The organism is Mesorhizobium sp. M0615, assembly GCF_040320805.1.
In the GTDB taxonomy this organism is placed as follows: Bacteria; Pseudomonadota; Alphaproteobacteria; order Rhizobiales; family Rhizobiaceae; genus Mesorhizobium.
Map to the genome: position 1 here is coordinate 230,556 of NZ_JAMYQI010000003.1, position 20,806 is coordinate 251,361.

Annotated in this window: 17 protein-coding genes; 12 read left to right on the forward strand and 5 right to left on the reverse strand. The window is 64.9% G+C overall.

Annotation, left to right across the window (positions count from 1 at the left end; translation table 11 throughout):
* From NKI46_RS06260 to NKI46_RS06315, 12 genes are all read left to right on the forward strand, one after another.
* Window positions 1–462: an HPr kinase/phosphorylase gene (locus NKI46_RS06260; RefSeq protein WP_023739752.1), complete on the forward strand. Its 462-nt coding sequence runs from the start codon at window positions 1–3 to the stop codon at window positions 460–462.
* Window positions 463–626: 164 nt separating this feature from the next.
* Complete coding sequence (locus tag NKI46_RS06265) at window positions 627–1,028, forward strand: PTS sugar transporter subunit IIA (RefSeq protein WP_023672304.1); 402 nt, start codon at window positions 627–629, stop codon at window positions 1,026–1,028.
* Window positions 1,025–1,315 carry an HPr family phosphocarrier protein gene (locus tag NKI46_RS06270; RefSeq protein WP_023672303.1) on the forward strand — a complete coding sequence of 97 codons (291 nt, stop codon included), beginning with the start codon at window positions 1,025–1,027 and terminating at the stop codon, window positions 1,313–1,315. Before NKI46_RS06265 ends, NKI46_RS06270 begins: the two co-directional genes overlap by 4 nt.
* Before the next feature lie 206 nt (window positions 1,316–1,521).
* Entirely contained in the window at window positions 1,522–2,922 is a 1,401-nt protein-coding gene (gene ahcY, locus NKI46_RS06275; protein ID WP_023681401.1) for an adenosylhomocysteinase, read from the forward strand.
* 309 nt (window positions 2,923–3,231) lie between these two features.
* Complete coding sequence (locus NKI46_RS06280; protein WP_023739754.1) at window positions 3,232–5,796, forward strand: sensor histidine kinase; 2,565 nt, start codon at window positions 3,232–3,234, stop codon at window positions 5,794–5,796.
* An 8-nt stretch (window positions 5,797–5,804) separates the two neighbouring features.
* Window positions 5,805–7,316 (forward strand): tRNA (adenosine(37)-N6)-threonylcarbamoyltransferase complex ATPase subunit type 1 TsaE, encoded by a 1,512-nt coding sequence (gene tsaE / locus NKI46_RS06285; protein ID WP_352745339.1) that lies wholly within the window; start codon window positions 5,805–5,807, stop codon window positions 7,314–7,316.
* Between the two features lie 14 nt (window positions 7,317–7,330).
* A complete protein-coding gene (locus NKI46_RS06290; protein WP_031199014.1) occupies window positions 7,331–8,035 on the forward strand; it encodes a nucleotidyltransferase family protein in 705 nt (234 codons plus the stop codon).
* Window positions 8,032–11,169 (forward strand): double-strand break repair protein AddB, encoded by a 3,138-nt coding sequence (gene addB / locus NKI46_RS06295; RefSeq protein WP_352745342.1) that lies wholly within the window; start codon window positions 8,032–8,034, stop codon window positions 11,167–11,169. The genes NKI46_RS06290 and addB overlap by 4 nt, the downstream gene beginning before the upstream one ends.
* Window positions 11,166–14,684, forward strand: coding sequence for a double-strand break repair helicase AddA (gene addA / locus NKI46_RS06300; RefSeq protein ID WP_352745345.1), 3,519 nt, complete (start codon window positions 11,166–11,168; stop codon window positions 14,682–14,684). Before addB ends, addA begins: the two co-directional genes overlap by 4 nt.
* Before the next feature lie 73 nt (window positions 14,685–14,757).
* Entirely contained in the window at window positions 14,758–15,081 is a 324-nt protein-coding gene (gene trxA, locus NKI46_RS06305; RefSeq protein ID WP_023672297.1) for a thioredoxin, read from the forward strand.
* Between the two features lie 131 nt (window positions 15,082–15,212).
* The gene (locus tag NKI46_RS06310; RefSeq protein ID WP_023696001.1) at window positions 15,213–15,494 is read left to right on the forward strand and encodes a cupin domain-containing protein; all 282 of its coding nucleotides are present in this window, start codon (window positions 15,213–15,215) and stop codon (window positions 15,492–15,494) included.
* 73 nt (window positions 15,495–15,567) lie between these two features.
* Window positions 15,568–15,816 carry a hypothetical protein gene (locus tag NKI46_RS06315; RefSeq protein WP_023714498.1) on the forward strand — a complete coding sequence of 83 codons (249 nt, stop codon included), beginning with the start codon at window positions 15,568–15,570 and terminating at the stop codon, window positions 15,814–15,816.
* 22 nt (window positions 15,817–15,838) lie between these two features.
* On the opposite strand, the gene NKI46_RS06320 is transcribed toward NKI46_RS06315, so the two are convergent.
* The 5 genes from NKI46_RS06320 to trpB form a co-directional block, all read right to left on the reverse strand.
* Window positions 15,839–16,258: a VOC family protein gene (locus NKI46_RS06320; protein ID WP_023714497.1), complete on the reverse strand. Its 420-nt coding sequence runs from the start codon at window positions 16,256–16,258 to the stop codon at window positions 15,839–15,841.
* A gap of 26 nt (window positions 16,259–16,284) precedes the next feature.
* On the reverse strand, window positions 16,285–17,610 hold the full coding sequence (locus tag NKI46_RS06325) for a bifunctional folylpolyglutamate synthase/dihydrofolate synthase (RefSeq protein ID WP_023714496.1): 1,326 nt from the start codon (window positions 17,608–17,610) through the stop codon (window positions 16,285–16,287).
* Window positions 17,611–17,672: 62 nt separating this feature from the next.
* Entirely contained in the window at window positions 17,673–18,599 is a 927-nt protein-coding gene (gene accD, locus NKI46_RS06330) for an acetyl-CoA carboxylase, carboxyltransferase subunit beta (RefSeq protein ID WP_023672292.1), read from the reverse strand.
* A 101-nt stretch (window positions 18,600–18,700) separates the two neighbouring features.
* Window positions 18,701–19,540, reverse strand: coding sequence for a tryptophan synthase subunit alpha (trpA, locus tag NKI46_RS06335; protein WP_023693067.1), 840 nt, complete (start codon window positions 19,538–19,540; stop codon window positions 18,701–18,703).
* 2 nt (window positions 19,541–19,542) lie between these two features.
* A complete protein-coding gene (gene trpB, locus NKI46_RS06340; protein WP_352745349.1) occupies window positions 19,543–20,793 on the reverse strand; it encodes a tryptophan synthase subunit beta in 1,251 nt (416 codons plus the stop codon).
* Between the last annotated feature and the right edge of the window lie 13 nt (window positions 20,794–20,806).

Here is a 20,806-nt window from a genome sequence, read left to right on the forward strand (position 1 = left end):
ATGCCCGATCCCACCGCGAAACCCGAGAACATCCATGCCACCGCAATCCAGATTGGCGAGCGGGGCGTCCTGATCACCGGGCCGTCCGGCTCGGGCAAGACAACGCTGGCGCTGGCGCTCATCGACCATTTCAGCCGGCTCGGGCTGTTTGCGCGGCTGATCGGCGACGACCAGCTGTTTGTCGCGGCGCGTTTCGGGCGGCTGGTCTGCCATGCGCCCGCCAGCATCGCCGGCCTCACAGAGGTGCCCGGACTTGGTCCGAAGCCGCTTTTGTTCCAACCTGTGGGGGTCATCGACCTTACGATCCAGCTGGTTGCCGCAAACGCTGTGGAGCGTTTCCAGGAAGAGTCGAGCGCGACCATTGCCGGCTGTGTGGTGCCGCGCATCGACCTCGTTCAGCGCAACGTCACTGCGGCTTTGCCGGCGGTAATGGCGCGGCTGGAGATTGCGCCTTTCGTATGATCCGCCGCCGGTTTTTTGCTGCAATGCGTCAAATTGGCCATGGCCGACGCAATTTTGGGCTTGTCAACGCGCCGCGCGTCGACAAGATAGCGCTCCCGCCGCCTGGGATGGCCGGCGAGCATAAAAAGCGCCTGTGAAGCGGCGATGACGGGAGCCACCATAGAATGATCGGACTCGTGCTTGTAACGCACGGTCAACTGGCCGCCGAGTTCCGCCATGCCGTGGAACATGTCGTGGGGCCACAAGACAATTTCGAAACCGTGGCAATCGGCGCCGATGACGATATGGAGCAGCGTCGGCGCGATATCGTCGACGCCGTCGGCCGCGTCGACACCGGGACCGGCGTCATCGTTCTGACCGATATGTTCGGCGGCACGCCTTCCAATCTCGCCATTTCGGTGATGGAATCCGGTCGCACCGAGGTCATCGCCGGCATGAACCTGCCGATGCTGATCAAGCTGTCGTCGATCCGCAAGGGCGACAACATGGCGACCGCGCTCGACGAGGCGCAGGCCGCGGGGCGCAAATACATCAACGTCGCAAGTCAGCTGCTGAGCAGCAAATGAACGCGCTGTCGCCCGGTGAGATCGTGCGCGAGTTCCCGATCGTCAACCAGCGCGGCCTGCATGCGCGCGCCTCGGCGAAGTTCGTCCAGGTCGCCAGCGGCTTCGACGCCACCGTCCATGTCGAGAAGGATGGTCTCAAGGTCGGCGGCACCTCGATCATGGGGCTGATGATGCTGGCGGCGAGCCCCGGTTATTCGATCCGCGTCACCGCCAGCGGCGCTGAAGCCGCAGCGGCGATGGACGCGCTGGAGCAGCTGGTCGCCTCGCGCTTCGGCGAAGAGTGCTGAAGTTTTTGCTTGAACGCCGTTGTCCCAAAACCGCGGGATACTTTTGGGCGGCATGCATCCCCGTAAAACACATACGCGCATAAAGATTTCTTTATATCCCATTGTCGTCTTGGCGGCGATCTGCTAGTCAGGCCGGCATTCCGCGCCCTTCGACGCGCCGTGTGGCGCAGGCGCATTCTGAAGACAAATCACACCGGAGCACTGCCATGACAGGTAGCAAGGACTATGTGGTCGCCGACATCTCGCTTGCCGGCTGGGGCCGCAAGGAACTCGATATCGCCGAAACCGAAATGCCGGGCCTGATGGCCTGCCGCGAGGAATTCGGCGACAAGAAGCCGTTGAAAGGTGCGCGCATCACCGGCTCGCTGCACATGACCATCCAGACTGCGGTGCTGATCGAGACGCTGAAGGCGCTTGGCGCCGATATCCGCTGGGCCTCGTGCAACATCTTCTCGACCCAGGACCATGCGGCCGCAGCCATCGCCGAGGCCGGCATCCCGGTGTTCGCCGTCAAGGGCGAGTCGCTCGAGGAGTATTGGGACTACACCGACAGGATCTTCCAGTGGGCCGATGGCGGCCTCTCCAACATGATCCTCGACGATGGCGGCGACGCCACCATGTACATACTGATCGGCGCCCGCGCCGAGGCCGGCGAGGACGTGCTGTCCAACCCGCAGAGCGAGGAAGAGGAATACTTCTACGCCCAGGTCAAGAAGCGCCTGAAGGCCTCACCCGGCTTCTTCACCAAGCAGAAGGAAGCCATTCGCGGCGTCACCGAAGAGACGACGACGGGCGTCAACCGGCTCTACCAGCTGCAGAAGAAGGGCCTGCTGCCCTTCCCGGCGATCAACGTCAACGACTCGGTCACCAAGTCGAAGTTCGACAACAAATATGGCTGCAAGGAATCGCTGGTCGACGGCATCCGCCGCGGCACCGACACCATGATGGCCGGCAAGGTTGCGGTCGTCTGCGGCTATGGCGACGTCGGCAAGGGCTCGTCGGCTTCGCTCAAGGGCGCCGGCGCCCGCGTCAAGGTCACGGAAGTCGATCCGATCTGCGCGCTGCAGGCGGCGATGGACGGCTTTGAAGTCGTCACGCTGGAAGATGCCGCACCAACCGCCGACATCGTCATCACCACCACCGGCAACAAGGATGTCGTCACCCTCGACCACATGCGCTCGATGAAGGACATGGTGATCGTCGGCAATATCGGCCACTTCGACAATGAGATCCAGGTCGCGTCGCTGCGCAACCTGCAATGGACCAACGTCAAGCCGCAGGTCGACATGATAACCTTCCCGGACGGCAAGCGGATGATCCTGCTGTCGGAGGGGCGCCTGCTCAACCTCGGCAACGCGACCGGTCATCCGAGCTTCGTGATGTCGGCCTCGTTCACCAATCAGGTGCTGGCGCAGATCGAACTCTACACCAAGCCCGGCCAGTACCAGAACCAGGTCTATGTGCTGCCCAAGCACCTCGACGAGAAGGTGGCGCGTCTGCATCTCGACAAGCTCGGAGCCCGCCTAACCGAACTGTCCGGCGAACAGGCCGCCTATATCGGCGTGACCCCGCAGGGTCCGTTCAAGCCGGAACACTACCGCTATTAACAGAAGCGGCGTTTATCACTAGATATTGAAGCCGGGCGATTGACTTTTCGCCCGGCTTCTTTTTTGCGCGGATGATTCTTCACGCCGATTCCAGCACGCGCTATTGTGCTGATTCGTGGGCCGGGGACGAGGGCCGGCGTACGCATCGAGAGCATGATTCGAACCGAAGGACCGCGTCAGCGAAAAGTGGGAAGCGGTTTTCGGAAAAGATCATGCTCTTCAAGAGAGAGTTAGGTCAGAAGGGCGTTTCTACCAAACGTGATCCTGATCTGGGCGGTCTTGCATTCAGGCGGCGAAGAGGACCAAGACATGCCGGGGGAAAACCCGCCTCGCGCGGGATCGGCCGTTTCCGGCGGCCATGACGATTCCGATAGCACTGGCTCCGTCACGACAGGCGGTGGCCTGAAGAGGCGCGTCGGCGCCCGCACCGCCGGCTTTCTTGCCACCTCAGCTCTTGCCGGCCCGCTCACCTCGTTTGCCGCCCATGCCGAGCCGGCCATTGCGCAGAAGGCCGGACTGTCGGTCAGCGCGGTCGAAGTCATCCAGCTCGCCATGTTCGTCGGCGTCATGGGCGCGGCACTGGTCTCGGCCATCTTCCTGATCCGCGAAAGAGCCCGCACCTCGGCGCAGAATGTCGAACTCAGAGCCCGCATTGCCGACATCAATGCGGCGCTGCAGCGCTCCGACGCGCTGCTCAATCTGCGTGACCAGCGCGTCATCGTCTGGGCGTCGGAGAACAAGAAGCCGGAGCTGATCGGCACGCTGCCGCTGGAAAGCGGTGCGCCGGACGACCGTGCAGCCTTCCTCGCCTTCGGCCGCTGGCTGATGCCGCGCTCGGCGGCGGCGCTCGAAAATGCCGTCGCTGGTCTGCGCGAGAAAGCGAAACCCTTTGATCTCGTGATCGAATCGCAGGCCGGGGCGCCGCTTGAAGTGCATGGCCGCAAGAGCGCCGCGCATGTGCTGGTGCGCTTCGTCTCGCTGTCGGAAACTCAGAGGAGCCAAGCCAGGCTGAAGATCGAGAACCAGCGTCTGGCCGCCGACTACGAGACCATGATCGGCCTGCTCGACGCCTTGCCGATGCCGGCCTGGCTGCGCGCCACCGACGGGCGGCTGAAATGGGTCAACCGTGCCTATGCCGGAGCGGTCGAGGCACCGAACGCCGAGACCGCCGTGCGCGAAGCCAAGGAATTCCTCGGCGCCCAAGCGCGCGAACAGATCGCCGCGCAGCACAAATCGCGCCCAATCTTCGAACAAACGCTGTCGACAGTGATCGAGGGCGACCGCCGCGTGTTCGCCGTCACCGACTTCGCCGGTGCGGACGGCTCGGCCGGCCTTGCCTGCGACACCAGCGCCACCGAAACCATTCGCGGCGAATATGAGCGCACGGTGCGCAGCCATGCCGACACGCTCGACCAGCTCAACACGGCGGTGGCGATCTTCGATGCCAACGAGAAGTTGCGCTTCTTCAACCAGGCGTTCCAGAAACTGTGGGGGCTGGACCCGGGCTTCCTGCACAGCGCGCCCGACAATGCGCTGCTGCTCGACCGGCTGCGCAGCGAAGGCAAGATCGCCGAGCAGCCGGAATGGCGGCGTTGGAAAGAAGGCCTGCTTGGCGCCTACCGCGCGGTGGAATCGCAAGAGCATTGGTGGCATTTGCCCGACGGCAAGACCATCCGCGTGGTCGCCAACCCCCAGCCGAAGGGCGGCGTGACCTGGGTGTTTGAGAACCTGACCGAGAAGATGGACCTGGAAAGCCGCTACCAGACGGCGGTGCGGGTCCAGGGCGAAACGCTCGACAATCTGGCCGAAGGCGTCGCGGTGTTCGGTCCCGATGGGCGGCTGCGCCTGTCGAACCCGGCCTTTGTCGCGCTGTGGGGACTTAGCCAGGATGTGATCAAGCCCAACGTCCATGTCTCGGCGATCCGCGATCTCAGCGACCAGCGCGCCGTCGACAGCCCGTGGGGCGGGTTCGTCGCCGCCATCACCGGTTTCGACGACGAGCGCCGCGACCGCCATGGCCAGACCGAACTGAAGAACGGCACCGTGCTCAGCTACGCCGTCATCCCGCTGCCCAACGGCCAGGTGATGATGACCTTTGTGGACGTCACCGACAGCGTCAATGTCGAGCGCGCGCTGAAGGACAAGAACGAAGCGCTGCAGAAATCCGACCAGCTGAAGAACGAGTTCGTGCAGCATGTCTCCTACGAGCTGCGCTCGCCACTGACCAACATCATCGGCTTCACCGAGCTTTTGTCGCTGCCGGCGACCGGGCCGCTCAGCCCAAAGCAGCGCGAATATGTCGAGCATGTCGGCTCGTCATCCTCGGTGCTGCTCACCATCGTCAACGACATACTCGACCTCGCCACCGTCGACGCCGGCATCATGCAGCTCGACATTTCGGAAGTAAGCGTCGAGCGCACCATCGAGGCCGCGGCCGAACTGGTCGCCGACCGGCTGCAAGAGCATTCGATCAAGCTCCGGATCGACGCCGCTGCGGCGCCGAAGAGTTTTCACGGCGACGAGACCCGGGTTCGCCAGATCCTCTACAATCTGCTCAGCAACGCCGCCAATTACGCGCCGGAGGCGAGCACTATCACACTTGCCTGCCGGCATTTGGAGCAAGGTGTGGAATTCTCCGTCCATGACAACGGCCCCGGCATGCCACCGGACCTGCTCGATTCGGTGTTCCGCCGCTTCGAGCCGCGCACCAATGGCGGGCGCCGGCGCGGTGCGGGGTTAGGCCTGTCGATCGTCAAGAGCTTTGTCGAGCTGCACGGCGGCAGCGTGCGCATCGAGACCGGCAAGGACAAGGGCACCACCGTCATCTGCACCTTCCCCGATGCACCGTCGGGCATCCGCGCCGCGGCCGAGTAGCGCGCTCGATGACTGTTGTTGTGCAGGAGCGTTTTCTCGCCGACGAGGCTGCGACCGCAAGGCTCGGCGAAGACCTGGCCATGGCGCTGCGGCCGGGCGACGTGCTGGCGCTCAAGGGCGATCTCGGCGCCGGCAAGTCGACGCTGGCGCGGGCCCTGATCAGGGCGCTGGCCGATGATGCCGGCCTCGATGTGCCGAGCCCTACCTTCACCTTGGTGCAAAGCTACGACACGCGCATCCCCGTGCACCATTTCGATCTCTATCGCCTGTCCTCGGCCGGCGAGATGGACGAGTTGGGTTTCGACGAGGCGCTGCTGCAGGGCGCTGCCCTTGTCGAGTGGCCGGAACGGGCGGAGGCCGCTCTTCCGAGAACGTCGATCTGGATCGAACTCGTCCATCAGGGCGAAGGCCGCCTGGCGAAACTATCGGGCCAAGGCGTTGCCTTCGAACGCGTGGCGCGATCGCTGGCGATGCGTGATTTCCTTGAAACGGCCGGCTGGGGCGACGCCGCGCGGCGCCATTTCGTCGGCGACGCCTCGGCGCGCTCTTACGAGATTGTTTCGCTCGCCGGCCTTGCGCCGCGCGTGCTGATGAATTCGCCAAGGCTGGTGCTGGGGCCGCCGGTGCGCGACGGCAAGCCCTATGCCGTGATCGCCCACACGGCGCAGTCGGTCACCGCTTTCGTCGCCATCGACAAGGCGCTGCTGGCGCAAGGTGTCAGTGTCCCAAAAATCCATGCCGAGGATCTCGAACGGGGCTTTCTGCTGCTGGAGCATCTGGGCTCGGAAGGTTTTCTCGACGGCAATGATGAGCCGGTGGCCGAGCGCTACGCGGCAGCGGCCGAATTGCTGGCGATGATGCATGGGAAGACCTGGCCGCAGCGCATGGAGGCCGTGCCGGGCGTCTTCCACGAGGTGCCGCCCTTCGATCGCGCCGCCATGCTGATCGAAGCCGATCTCTTGGTCGATTGGTATGTGCCGATGGTGACCGGCAGCCCGGCAAGCGAGGCTTTACGCGCCGGCTATCACAGGGAATGGAACGCGGTTCTCGATCGGCTGGACACACAGGAATACACGCTGATGCTGCGCGACTTCCATTCGCCCAACATCATCTGGCGCGGTGACCGCAAAGGCCACGACCGGCTGGGCATCGTCGATGTCCAGGACGCGCTGATGGGTCCGGCGGCCTATGACGTTGCGTCGCTGGCCATGGATGCCCGCGTCACCGTTTCGCCCGATATCGAGCAGCGGACCGTGGACGCCTATGTCGCTGCGCGCCACGCCGCCGGCGGCTTCGATGAGGACGCCTTCCGCGCGGCCTATGCGATCATGGCGGCGCAGCGCAATTCGAAGATCCTCGGCATTTTCGTGCGGCTCGAAAAGCGCGACGGCAAGCCCTATTATCTCCGACACCTGCCGCGCATCCGCGATTATCTCAGGCGGGCGCTGGCGCACCCGGCGCTGGCTCAGTTGAAGGAGTTTTACATGGCACATGGCCTGCTGGAGGAACGGCTCCCGTGACCTTGACCACAGCGATGGTGCTGGCGGCTGGTCTTGGCAAGCGCATGCGGCCGATCACCGACACCATGCCGAAGCCGCTGGTGCGGATCGCCGGCAGGACCTTGCTCGACTGGGGGCTGGACAGTCTCGAAGCGGCCGGCGTCGAGAAAGCCATCGTCAACGTGCACTATCTGCCGGACCAGATCGTCGCCCATATCGCCCACAGGCGGGCGCCAAAGATCGTCATTTCCGACGAGCGCGACGCGCTGCTGAATTCGGCGGGTGGCATCGTCAAGGCATTGCCGCTGCTGGGTGCCGAACCCTTCTACATCATCAACGCCGATACGTTCTGGATCGACAGCGGCCAGCCCAGCCTCGAGCGCCTTGCCCTTGCATGGGACGGCGCGAAAATGGATATTCTGCTGATGCTTACCGATCTCGACTCGGCCACCGGACACGGTGTCGGCACGGATTTCCTGATGGCGCCGGATGGCGGCCTGCGGCGCTCGAAAGGCGATCCGGCCGGGTTGATCTATGCCGGAGCGGCAATCGTCAATCCCGCCATCTTCAGGGATGCGCCGGCCGGGGCGCATTCGCTCAACACCTATTTCGACAAGGCAATCGCCTCTGGCCGTCTGTTCGGCATGCAGATGCGCGGAAGCTGGATCACCGTCGGCACTCCCGACGCCATTCCGCAGGCGGAAGCGGCGGTCGCCGACGCTCTCGCGAAGGTGGTATGAGCGGCGCGCGCCGCGTTCTTTCGATCCCGCCCGGAGCGCCATTCCTGCCGACTCTGGCCGAGGCCTTGCTGGCCGGACGGCTGGTGCCCGGCTTCCGGTTCGACGGCGATCCGCTGGCGCTGGCTGATGTCACCATCTATGTGCCGACACGGCGCGCGGCCCGTGCGCTGCGCGGCGCTTTTGTCGACGCGCTTTCGGGACCGGGAGGGAGCCGCCGTTCGGCGATCCTGCCGGTCATCCGCCCGCTCGGAGAGTTCGACGAGGACGAAGCCGCCTTCGACGCCGGCACGCCGACCGAGCTTGAAATGGCGCCGCCGATCGCAGCCATCGAACGCCTGCTGCTGCTGGCGCCGCTGGTGCGGGCCTGGAAGCGCACCTTGCCGGCGCATGTCCTTGATATGTTCAACGAAGAGATCGTCGTGCCGGCCTCCGCCGCCGATGCGATCTGGCTAGCGCGTGACCTCGCCCGGCTGATGGACGAGATCGAAACCGAAGGCACGGACTGGACCAGGCTTGCCGATCTGGTCACCGGCAATCTTGCCGGATGGTGGCTTGTGACGCTCGATTTCCTCCGTATCGTCACCGAGGCCTGGCCGAAATTGCTGGAGGAGCGCGACCGCTCCAACCCGGCCGCGCACCGCAATGCGCTGATCCGGCGCGAGGCGAAGCGGCTGGAACGCAACCCGCCCAAAGGCCCGGTGATCGCCGCCGGCTCGACGGGCTCTATTCCCGCCACGGCCGAACTGCTTGCCACGGTCGCCGGCCTGCCCAACGGCGCCGTGGTGCTGCCCGGGCTCGATGGGATGCTGGACGAACCGTCTTTTGCCCCGATTGCGGCGCCCGGTGCGCGGCCGGCACTGCTTGGGCACCCGCAATACGGCATGGCCAAGCTGATCGGCAAGATTGGCGTGCTGCGTGGCGATGTCGAGGAAGTGGTCGCCGCCGAGCCCGCACTGGTGCTCCGCGCGGCCCTTGTCGGCGAGGCGCTGCGTCCGGCCGAGACCACGGAACTATGGGCCGAGACCCGCATACGCTTCAACGCCCTGGATATCGCCGAGGCCTTCGCCGATGTGACGCTGGTCGAAGCCGCCAGCGAACGCGACGAGGCGGCGGCGATCGCCATCGCGCTGAAAACCGCCGTGGAACAGCCGGGGCACAGGGCAGCGCTCGTTACCGGCGACCGCGGGCTGGCGCGGCGCGTCTCGGCCGAGCTGTTGCGCTTCGGTGTGATCGCTGACGATTCCGGCGGCACGCCGCTCGCCAACACGCCTGCCGCCAGCCTGCTGCGGCTCACACTTCAAGCGGTATTCCGGCCCGGCGATCCCGTCGGCCTTTTGTCGCTGCTCAAGCATCCGCTGCTCGGGCTCGGACTTGAGCGCACCGGCGTGCGCCATGCCGCCGAGCTCATCGAACTCGTGGCGCTGCGCGGCGGCACCGGACGCCCCGACATCGCCTCTTTGCCAGCACTGTTCGAGGAGCGTCTCGCCGGGCTGAGCGGGGACAAGCGCCAGCCCTTCTGGTTTTCGCGCCTGAGCGGGCGCGGCATCGACAATGCCCGCGATATGCTGAGCCGACTTGTGACGGCACTGGCGCCGCTGACCGCCTTTCGCGGTGAAGAGAACGCCGATCTCGTCGCGTTGACCAGAGCGAGCGTCGCCGCGCTGGAAAATCTCGGCCGCACGGCGGAGGGCAGCCTGGCTGAATTTTATGCCGGCGACGCCGGCGAGAAACTTGCCGAGCTGCTGCGCGGTGTGGTCGCCGCCTCTGCCTCGTTCGACTTCCCGGCCGACGAATGGCCTGATGTGATGGACGCGCTGATAGCACCGGAAACGGTCAAGCCGGGGCAAGGCACAGACCGCAACATTGCCATATGGGGCGCGCTGGAGGCACGGCTGCAGAACGTCGACACGCTGGTCATTGGCGGGCTGAACGAAGGCGTGTGGCCACGCAAGCCGGAAAGCGACCGCTTCATGTCGCGGCTGATGAAGACCGGCATCGACCTCGAGCCGCCCGAACGGCGCATCGGCCTTGCCGCCCACGACTTCCAGATGGCCATGGGGGCGAAAAAGGTGGTGCTGACGCGCTCCGCCCGCGCCAGCGACGCACCGGCGGTGCCGTCGCGCTGGTTGCAGCGCATCCTCACCTTCATCGGCAAGGATCCTGCAGCCGCACTGCGCGGACGCGGCGACGAATTGCTTGCCTGGGCGCGCGCGCTCGATGCCGGCGAGCGGCAGCATTTCGCGCCGCGACCGCAGCCGAAACCGCCGCTGAGCATGCGGCCCACCCACTTCTCGGTGACCGAGATCGAGACGCTGCGCCGCGACCCCTATGCGGTCTATGCCAAGCGTATTCTGAGCCTTCTGCCGCTCGAGCCGGTGATCCGCGACCCCGGCGCGGCCGAGCGCGGCACGCTGTTTCATGACATCCTGCATCTGTTCTCGACAGAGGTGGCGGATCCCCGCGCGCCCGAAGCTCTGGAACGCCTCATCGCTGCCGGCCGGACCTGCTTTGCCGAGATCGCCCTGCCCGCCGATGTCGAGGCTGTGTGGTGGCCGCGCTTCGAAAAGCTTGCCGCCAACATCATCGAATGGGAGCGCGGCCGCGCTCCCGCCGTCGCCCGGCGGCATGCCGAGGAGCGCGCCGAAAAGACCGCTGTCGGCCGCACCGGCGTGACGCTGTCCGGCTATGCCGACCGCGTCGACCTTTTGGCCGGTGGCATGGCCGACATTCTCGACTACAAGACCGGCTCGTCCCCGTCCAAGGCGCAGGCCCACACGCTGCTGGCGCCACAGCTGGCGCTCGAAGGGGCGCTGCTCCGGCGCGGCGCCTTCAAGGGGCTTGGCGCGCGCGAGGCCTCGCAGCTTGCATTTGTGCGGCTGAAGCCGAATGGCGAAGTGTTCGAGGAATCCATCCTCGACTACAACCGCCAGCCCCGGACCGCCGAAGACCTCGCCGAGGAGGCCTGGGCGCGGCTGGAAAAGCTGCTGGTCCATTATGCAGATCCGACGACCGGCTACCTGTCGCGGGCGCTGCCTTTTCGCGAGGGCGAGAGCGATGGCGATTACGACCATCTGGCGCGCGTGCTCGAATGGTCGGCCGGCGGCGACAGCGATGACGAGGGCGGGGAGGCATGAAAAAAGCCTATCCCGTCCCCAGCGAAACCGCCGCCAGCCAGGCGCGCGCTTCCGACCCGAAGAACTCGGCCTGGGTGTCGGCCAATGCCGGCTCGGGCAAGACGCATGTGCTGGCCCAGCGCGTCATCCGGCTGCTGCTCAACGGCACCGATCCGTCGAAGATCCTGTGCCTGACCTATACGCGGGCGGCCGCCGCCAACATGTCGAACCGCGTGTTCTCGACCCTGTCGGAATGGACAGCGCTCGGCGATGCCGAGCTTGCCACAAAGATTGAGGCGGTGGACGGCCGCCGGCCCGACCGCGACACGATGCGGCGGGCGCGCCGGCTGTTTGCCGAAGCGCTGGAAACGCCGGGCGGGCTGAAGATCCAGACCATCCACGCCTTCTGCGAATCGGTGCTGCACCAGTTCCCGCTGGAGGCCAACATCCCGGCGCATTTCGAAATGCTCGATCCGCAGATGGAGGCCTCGCTGTTTGCCGGCGCCCGCCGCGACATGATTTCGGGCACGTCAGCCGAAGACGCCGGACTGGCCGAGGCCTTTGCCACCGTGCTGGAGCGCGGCGGCGAACACGGGCTCGATGCGCTGCTCGCCGAAATCGTGCGCAAGCGCGACGGCTTACGCGGCTTCATCGATGCGGTCCGGCGCGATGGCGCCGGCTTTCAGGCCCTGTTCGACGAATTCCATTTTCGCCCCGGGCAGAGCGCCGAAGACATAGCGGCATCGGTATGGCCGCTGCCGGGTTTCCTGCCGGACTTCTTTGCAGTGTTCGCCAGTGCCGCCGAGGCCGCCGACGCCCGCACCGTGCTCAACAATCTCTTGCCCTATGCCCGCTTGGCCTTTGCCGAGACGGACCCGACCCGCCGGCTGCAGATGCTCGGCAAAGCCTTTCTCAAGGCCGATGGCGACCCCTATGATCCCTCAAAGTTGTTCAAGAAGGCGCTGCTCGGCCGGCTGCCCGACCTTCCCGAGCGCTATCTGGCGGCCGTCAAGGCGATAACAGACGTCTCCGACCGGCTGGCGCTGTTCCGGATGCTGGAAGGCACGGTCGCGGCGTTGACCATAGCCGACTGGCTGATCGTGCGGTACGAGCGCCTGAAGCGCAGCCGCGGCTTTCTCGACTTCAACGACCTCATCACCCGCACCGTCAACCTTCTGGCGCGGCCGGATGCCGGACCCTGGGTGCAGTACAAGCTCGACCAGGGTATCGACCACATCCTGCTGGACGAGGCGCAGGACACCAGCCCCGACCAATGGGAGGTGGTGAAGCGGCTGGCGGAGGAGTTCTTTGCCGGCCACGGCCAGCGCGGCACGACCAATCGCACGGTGTTCGCCGTCGGCGACGAAAAGCAGTCGATCTATTCCTTTCAGGGTGCCGCGCCGGATTCCTTCGCCGACAGCCGGCTCTTGTTTTCCGGACGCGTGAACGCCGCCAATGCTTCGTTTGCCGACCTGAAACTGACCTGGTCGTTCCGGTCGACCGACGACGTGCTTGCCGCCGTCGACCGCGTCTTTGCCGATCCGGGCGTGCGGCGCGGCATCAGCCATGACCCCGATCCGCTCGACCACAAGGCGATCCGCAACGACGCGCCTGGCTATGTCGAGGTCTGGCCGTCGCTCGGCGCTGACGCCGTCGAGGAGCCCGACGACTGGACGTTGCCGGTCAATCATGCCAGCGCGCCGGCTGTGCGGGTGGCCGAGCACGTGGCTGCGACCATCCAGACCTGGCTCAAGGACCGCGAGATCATCGAGGGCAAGGGACGCAGGCTGAGGGCCGGCGACATTCTTGTGCTGGTGCGCAAGCGCGACCGCTTCGTCCATGCGCTGTCGCGCGCGCTGAAGGACCGCGATATTCCCGTCGCCGGCGCCGACCGGCTGAGCCTGCCCGGCCACATCGCGGTCAAGGACCTGATCGCACTCGGCCATTTCCTCATCCAGCCGCAGGATGACCTGTCGCTCGCCGCCGTGCTGCGCAGCCCGGTTTTCGACGTGTCGGAGGAGACGCTTTTTACGCTTGGCGCCGGACGGCCAGCCGGAACATCGCTGATCGCCTCATTACGCCAGCATGCTGGCGACAATACCGCGCTGACCGATGTCGTTGCCCGGCTCGACGGCTGGGCCAACGAGGCGGCGTTCCGGCCGGTGTTCGAATTCTACGCCGGGGTGCTGGCGCGCGACGGCCTGCGCAAGAAGATGATCGCCCGGCTTGGACCGGAAGCCGGCGATATTCTCGACGAGTTCCTGAGTTTCTGTCTGGCCGAAGAACGCACCGGCTTGCCGGGGCTGGAGGCTTTCCTGGCGACGCTGGAAAACACCGGCCCGGAGATCAAGCGCGAGATGGACCAGACGCGCGACGAGGTCCGCGTCATGACCGTGCATGCCGCCAAGGGCCTGGAAGCGCCTGTTGTCTTCCTGGTCGATGGCGGTTCGGCGCCGTTCAGCGACCAGCATCTGCCGCGGCTCATGCCGTTCGACGCTTCGGGCCGCAATTTCGACGGCAAGGGCTATCTCTGGCGCTCGGCCGCCGATGTCGCGAACGGCTTCTCCAAGGCGGCCTCGGCCAGGGCGCGGGAGCTTGCCGACGACGAATACCGGCGGCTGCTCTATGTCGGCATGACGCGCGCCGAGGACCGGCTGATCGTCTGCGGCTATCACGGCAAGCGTCAGCCCAGCACCGGCACCTGGCATTCGATCGTCAGCCGCGCGCTGACAGGTGCACCCGAAAGCACCGAGCGCCGCCACCCCGCCAGCAGCGAGCCGGTGCACCGTTTCGTCATGACCAAGCTTCCGCCGGTGGCGCAAGCGGCAGCCGACGAGTCGCGGCTGCCGCAACAGGTGCCGCCGCTGCCGGTGGGCTTGTTCCGGCCTTTGCCGCCTTATGAGGAGCTGCCGCGCCCGCTGTCGCCTTCCGGCGCGTCGGCGCTGATCGACGAGGGCAAGGAGGCGGTCGTCGATACGCGTTCGCCGGTGCTGGACAGCGAAGCGGAGCCCGGTTTTGCCGTGATGCGCGGGCTGGCGCTGCACAAGCTGGTGCAGATGCTGCCCGGTTTTGCCGAAGACGAACAGCAAGGCGCGGCGGCGCAGTATCTCATTCGAGCCGGCGCCGACTGGCCGGAGGCCGAGCGCAACAAGGCGCTGGCTTCGGTGATGGCGATCCTCAGAGATTCGCGTTTTGCCGGGCTGTTTTCGCCGACGTCCCGCGCGGAAGTCGCTGTCATGGGCAGTCTCGAGGTCAAGGGCAGGCTGCGTTCGATCTCCGGCAAGATCGACCGGCTGGCGGTGACGCCCGGGCGCGTATCGATCGTCGACTACAAGACCAACCGGCCGGCGCCCGCAGGCCTGGCCCAGGTGCCGCCGGCCTATATACTACAGCTGGCGCTCTACCGCGCGCTGCTCCAGCCGCTTTACCCCGGCCGCGCGGTGACGGCAGCACTGCTGTTCACCGAGGCACCGAGGCTTATCGGACTGCCGGCGCAGGCGATGGATGACGCCCTTGCCCGACTCACGGGAGCGTGACACAAGTTCTGCTTGAAGAAGGGCTGCTGAACCACCACATTTGGTGCGAGATAAATTTCGAAAGGATTTTCGTATGGCCACCGTCAAGGTCGACAAGAGCAATTTCCAGGCCGATGTGCTCAACGCCTCGCAGCCCGTCGTCGTGGATTTCTGGGCCGAATGGTGCGGCCCCTGCAAGATGATCGGTCCGTCGCTGGAAGAGATCGCCAACGAACTCGGCGACAAGATCAAGATCGCCAAGCTGAACATCGACGAGAACCCCGAGCTTGCCGCCCAATTCGGCGTGCGCTCGATCCCGACGCTGATGATCTTCAAGGGCGGCGAAGTCGCCGACATGAAGGTCGGCGCCGCGCCGAAGACCGCGCTGTCGCATTGGATCAATGGCAGCCTCGCCTGACCCTGTAGGAATTTCAGAAGTTAAGCCCGGCCCTCGCGCCGGGCTTTTCTTTGGCGTTATCGCCTGACCTCTCTGGCACTCGCGCCTGGAGGCTCCATGTCTTTTGCTTGAGGCTGGACAGGAGAGACAGAATGACCGGATCCGCCAAGGCCACCGTCTTCATCGACAACGAGCGCGTTATTGTCACCGAGTATCGATTCCAGCCCGGCGACAACACCGGCTGGCATCGCCACGGCCACGACTATGTCGTGGTGCCGCTGATGGACGGCAAGGTGAAGCTGGTGACCAAGGACGGCGAGAGTTTTGCCGAGATGAAGAAGGGTGCGCCCTATTTCCGAAAGGAGGGCGTCGAACACGATGTCATCAGCGCCAATGACGGCGAGTATGCCTTCATCGAGATTGAGCTAAGGTGATGGCTTGCCCTCCTCTGCTATCTTGATGGCTCGTCCTAAATGGGGGGATATATTTTCTCGAAGGTATTTTGAAATGGCCGAACCCCGGCTTTCCGTCCGCAGCGCAAAAGCACGAGATCTTGCGCATCGTCTTGCTCATCGCGAAAACCGCTCGATAGCGGATATCGTCGAACGCGCGCTTGAATCCTATGAGATTCGGGAGGTGGGGCGAGAACCGGCGTCCACCTTCTACTCCCGCCTGACGGCAAGCAGTGGCGCGGATATCGATCTGGAAGAAATCATCCGGAAAAGCCGCAAGGTCCATACAGGGCCGGAGCTTTGATCCTCGTCGACACCAATACAGCTCACCAGTCGGCGATGCGGTCGCCGCCGGCAAATTGCGCGCTTTTGTCGGTGTATTCGAACAGCTCTATCTTCACGCCGTTGGGATCGCGGATCCAGGCCTGAAAAGTGTCGTCGCAGGCGTGCTTCTTGGCGGTGACGTCGATGCCCTTCGATTTGATATGGGCGATCGCCGCGTCGAGATCTTCGACTTCCAGGCAGAAATGGTTGATCTGGTTCTGCTCGCTATATGCAGTGCCGTCCTTCTGGAACACCTCGATATGGCTGCGGCCGCCGCAATTGAGGTAGAAGCCGAAGACCTTGCCGTCGCGCAGGAAATTGAACTGCGTGTCGAGGCCAAGCACGTCGCGGTAGAAGTTTCGCGTCGCCTCCAGATCATGCGCGAAGATGCAGACATGGGCGAGCTGCTTGACCTTGATCATGATGGGCTCCTCGCAGTGAAATGGCTTCAGGTCGGCGGCGTGCCGTTTTCGGCCAGCACCGCGCCGGCGAGATATAACGACCCGCCGATCAGGATGCGTGGCGCCGGCCCGTCCCAGGTGTCGCGCAGCAGCATCAGCGCACTGGCGACGGAACTGACCGGTTCGGCCGTGAGGCCGGCTTCGGTCGCCCGCACCGCCAGCTCGTCATTCGGCACGCCGGCATCGCTCATGCTCACCGGCACGGTGTAGACATGCCGTGCCAGGCCCTTGAAGGCGTGGAAGTAGCCGCTCTGGTCCTTGGTGTTGATCATGCCGGAGATCAGAAACAGCGGCCGCGGGTTCTTTTCCTCCTGCTCGGCCAGCGCCTCGGCAATGACCATGCCGGCGCCCGGATTGTGGCCGCCGTCGAGCCAGATGTCGGCGCCCTTGGGCGCCAGCTCCATCAGCCGGCCCTGTACCAGTTTCTGCATGCGGCCCGGCCATGCGACGCTCGCCATCGCCTTCTCCGTGGCGCGATGACTGATTTCGAAACCGGCGGCCTTGACCGCGGCAATCGCTGCCGCCGCATTGGCGAACTGGTGGCGCCCGGGCAGGCGCGGCGGCGGCAGGTCCATCAGCCCGTCCTCATCCTGATAGACCATGCGGCCGTTCTCCTCGAAGGCGAGAAAGTCCTGTCCGTAGACGAAGGTCGGGCAATCCAGCCGCTCGGCGGTTTCGATCAGCACTTGCAGCGCCGTCTCGCTCTCCTGCGCGCCGATGACCACCGGGCAGCCGCGCTTCATGATGCCGGCCTTTTCCGCGGCGATCAGTTCGACCCGATCGCCGAGATAGGCTTCGTGATCCATCGACACCGGCATGATTACCGACACCACCGGCCGGGCGACGACATTGGTGGCGTCGAAGCGGCCGCCAAGGCCGACCTCGATGATGGCGGCGGCAGCCGGATGTTCGGAAAACAGGATGAAGGTGACGGCGGTGAGGATTTCGAAGACGGTGATCTTCTGGCCTTGATTGGCCCGGGCGACGCGGGCGATGGCCTCGGCGAAGGTCTCGTCGTCGACCAGCCGGCCGCCGCCCTCGGCCGCCAGTCGGTAGCGCTCGGCCCAGTTCACCAGATGCGGCGAAGTGTGGACATGGACAAGGTGGCCGCCGGCTTCGAGCAGCGCGCGCGAAAAGGCCGCGCACGACCCCTTGCCGTTGGTGCCGGCGATATGGATGACCGGCGGCAGCCGCTCCTGCGGATTGCCGAGGCGTTCGAGCAGCCTTGTGATGCGGTCGAGCGAAAGGTCGAAGCCTTTCGGATGCAGCGCCATCAGGGCTTCGATTTCACGATCTGCGGCAAGCGTTGTCATGAGCGAATCCTACGCATGCGCGCAGGTGCACGCAATCGCGGTTTGCGGCCAGAAATGTCGCGTCAGGCCTGCGGGCGGGCTTCCGTCGGGATGACCGACGGCGGCAGGATTTCCGGCTCCAGCGGCTTTTGCTCCTGCGGCAGTTTGAGCAGGATTTTCAACAGCCGTGATATCGTCTCGCGCAGTTCCAGCCGCGACACCACCATATCGACCATGCCGTGCTCCATCAGATATTCGGAGCGCTGGAAACCGTCCGGCAGTTTCTCCCGGATGGTCTGCTCGATGACGCGCGGGCCGGCAAAGCCGATCAGCGCGCCGGGCTCGGCAATGTGGACGTCTCCCAGCATGGCGTAGGAGGCGGTAACGCCGCCGGTGGTCGGGTTGGTCAAGACGACGATGTATGGCAGGCCGGCTTCCTTCAGCCGGTCGACGCCGATCGTGGTGCGCGGTAACTGCATCAGGGACAGAATGCCTTCCTGCATGCGCGCGCCACCGGAGGCGGCAAACAGGATCAGCGGCCGCTTGCGCTGCAAGGCGACCTCGAAACCGTGCACAATGGCGTCACCCGCGGCCATGCCGAGCGAGCCGCCCATGAAGGCGAAATCCTGCACCGTCACCACAACCGGCAGGCCTTTGACCGTGCCCAGCGCGTTGATGATGGCGTCTTCCAGGCCGGTCTTGGCCTTGGCGTCCTTCAGCCGGTCCGTGTAGCGCTTCTCGTCGCGGAACTTGAGCGGGTCCTGCATGACCTTGGGGTTCTCAAGCTGCTCGTATTTGCCGTCGTCGAGGAAGAATTTCAGCCGTTCCTTGGCCGAAATCTTCATGTGATGGCCCGATGACGGGATGACGAACTGGTTGGATTCCAGGTCCTTGTGAAACACCATCTCGCCGGTCTCGGGATCCTTGATCCAGAGATTCTCGGGCATGTCGGTGCGCCGACCGAGCATCGAATTGATCCTCGGGCGAACGTAATTGGTGATCCAGTTCATCGCTTCGGCTCCTGTCCTGACGAAGAGTTGGCTCGTGCATGTCGCCCAAAAGTGGGAACCGGTTTTGGGATAACGACTTGCACAAGGCCTAAGTAGGGAAACTATTCGGCAGCAGCAAGGCGGGCCGAACGCACGCCCTGAGACAGTCCGCTGACCAGGGTGGCGACGGCCTCGGCCGGGTCGGCGGTCTTCTCGCCCTTCGGTCCCAACACATTGGCGACCGCGTTGACGATCGCGGTGCCGACGACGACGCCATCGGCATTGGCGCCGATAATGCGCGCCTGCTCGGCGGTCTTGACGCCGAAGCCGACGCAGACCGGCAGATTGGTGTGGCCCTTGATGCGCTTGACCGCGGCGGCAACCTTGCCGGTGTCGGCCAAAGCCGAGCCGGTGATGCCGGTCATCGACACGTAATAGACGAAGCCCGACGTATTCTGCAGCACCTTGGGCAGGCGCTTGTCGTCGGTGGTCGGCGTTGCCAAGCGGATGAAGTTGATGCCGGCCTTCAGCGCCGGAATGCAGAGTTCTTCGTCCATCTCCGGTGGCAGGTCGACGACGATCAGCCCGTCAATGCCGCTGGCGATGGCGTCCTTGAGGAAGCGATCGACACCGTAGATGTAGATCGGGTTGTAGTAGCCCATCAGCACGATCGGCGTTTCATTGTCGGTGGCGCGGAAATCAGCCGCCGTCTTCAGCGTCTTGACCAGGGTCTGGCCACCTTTCAGCGCCCGCAGGCCAGCGGCCTGGATCGCCGGTCCATCGGCCATCGGATCGGAAAACGGCATGCCCATTTCAATGATGTCGGCGCCGGCCTTGGGCAGCGCCTTCATGATCGACAAAGCGGTGTCATAGTCGGGGTCGCCGCTCATGAAATAGGTGACGAGCGCCGGGCGGCCCTCGGCTTTCAGTTTTGCCATGCGGCGGTCGATGCGGGTCACCATGATCAGATCTCCATGCCCAGCATCGAGGCCACTGTGTGCACATCCTTGTCGCCGCGTCCCGACAGGTTGACGATGACGATCTGGTCCTTGTCCATATCAGGCACGATCTTCACCGCATGCGCGATGGCGTGGGCGGATTCCAGCGCCGGGATGATGCCTTCGACGCGCGTCGTCAGCTTGAAGGCTTCCAGCGCCTCGTCGTCGAGGATCGGCACATATTCGACGCGGCCGGAATCGCGCAGCCAGGAATGTTCGGGGCCGACGCCGGGATAGTCGAGGCCGGCTGAGATCGAATGGCCGTCGAGGATCTGGCCGTCGGCGTTCTGCAGGAGATAGGTGCGGTTGCCGTGCAGCACGCCGGGCGCGCCGGCATTCATCGAGGCGCAATGCTCGATGCCGTCAAGGCCGCGGCCGCCGGCTTCGATGCCGATGATGCGGACTTCTTTGTCATCCAGGAACGGATGGAACAGGCCGATGGCGTTCGAGCCGCCGCCGACAGCGGCGATGATGGTGTCGGGTAGCCGGCCTTCCTGTTCGAGGATCTGGGCGCGCGCCTCGATGCCGATCACCGACTGGAAGTCGCGCACCAGCTCCGGATAGGGATGCGGGCCGGCGGCAGTGCCGATCAGGTAATAAGTGTCCTCGACATTGGTGACCCAGTCGCGCAACGCCTCGTTCATGGCGTCCTTCAGCGTGCCGTGGCCGGCGGTGACCGGCCGCACTTCGGCGCCGAGCAGCTTCATGCGGAAGACGTTGGGGCTTTGGCGGGCGACGTCGGTGGCGCCCATATAGACCACGCAGGGAAAGCCGAAGCGCGCCGCGACTGTGGCCGCCGCCACGCCGTGCTGGCCGGCGCCCGTCTCGGCGATGATGCGCTTCTTGCCCATGCGCTTGGCGAGCAGAATCTGACCGAGGCAATTGTTGATCTTGTGCGAACCGGTGTGGTTCAGGTCCTCGCGCTTGAAATAGACCTTGGCGCCGCCCCCGAGGCCCTTCGCCGAGGAAACCTCACGAAGATGTCTGGTCAGGCCTTCGGCGAAATACAGCTTTGACGGCCGCCCGGCATAGTGGGTCGAGAGGTTGGTCAACTCAGTCTTGAAGTCCGGATCGTTCTTGACCTCGTTCCAGTGCCGCTCCAGATCGAGGATCAGCGGCATCAGCGTCTCGGCCACGAAGCGGCCGCCGAAGATGCCGAACATGCCCTGTTCGTCGGGTCCGGTGCGGAAGGAATTGGGTGTCGCCGGCTGGTCCATCGCCGATCTCCTG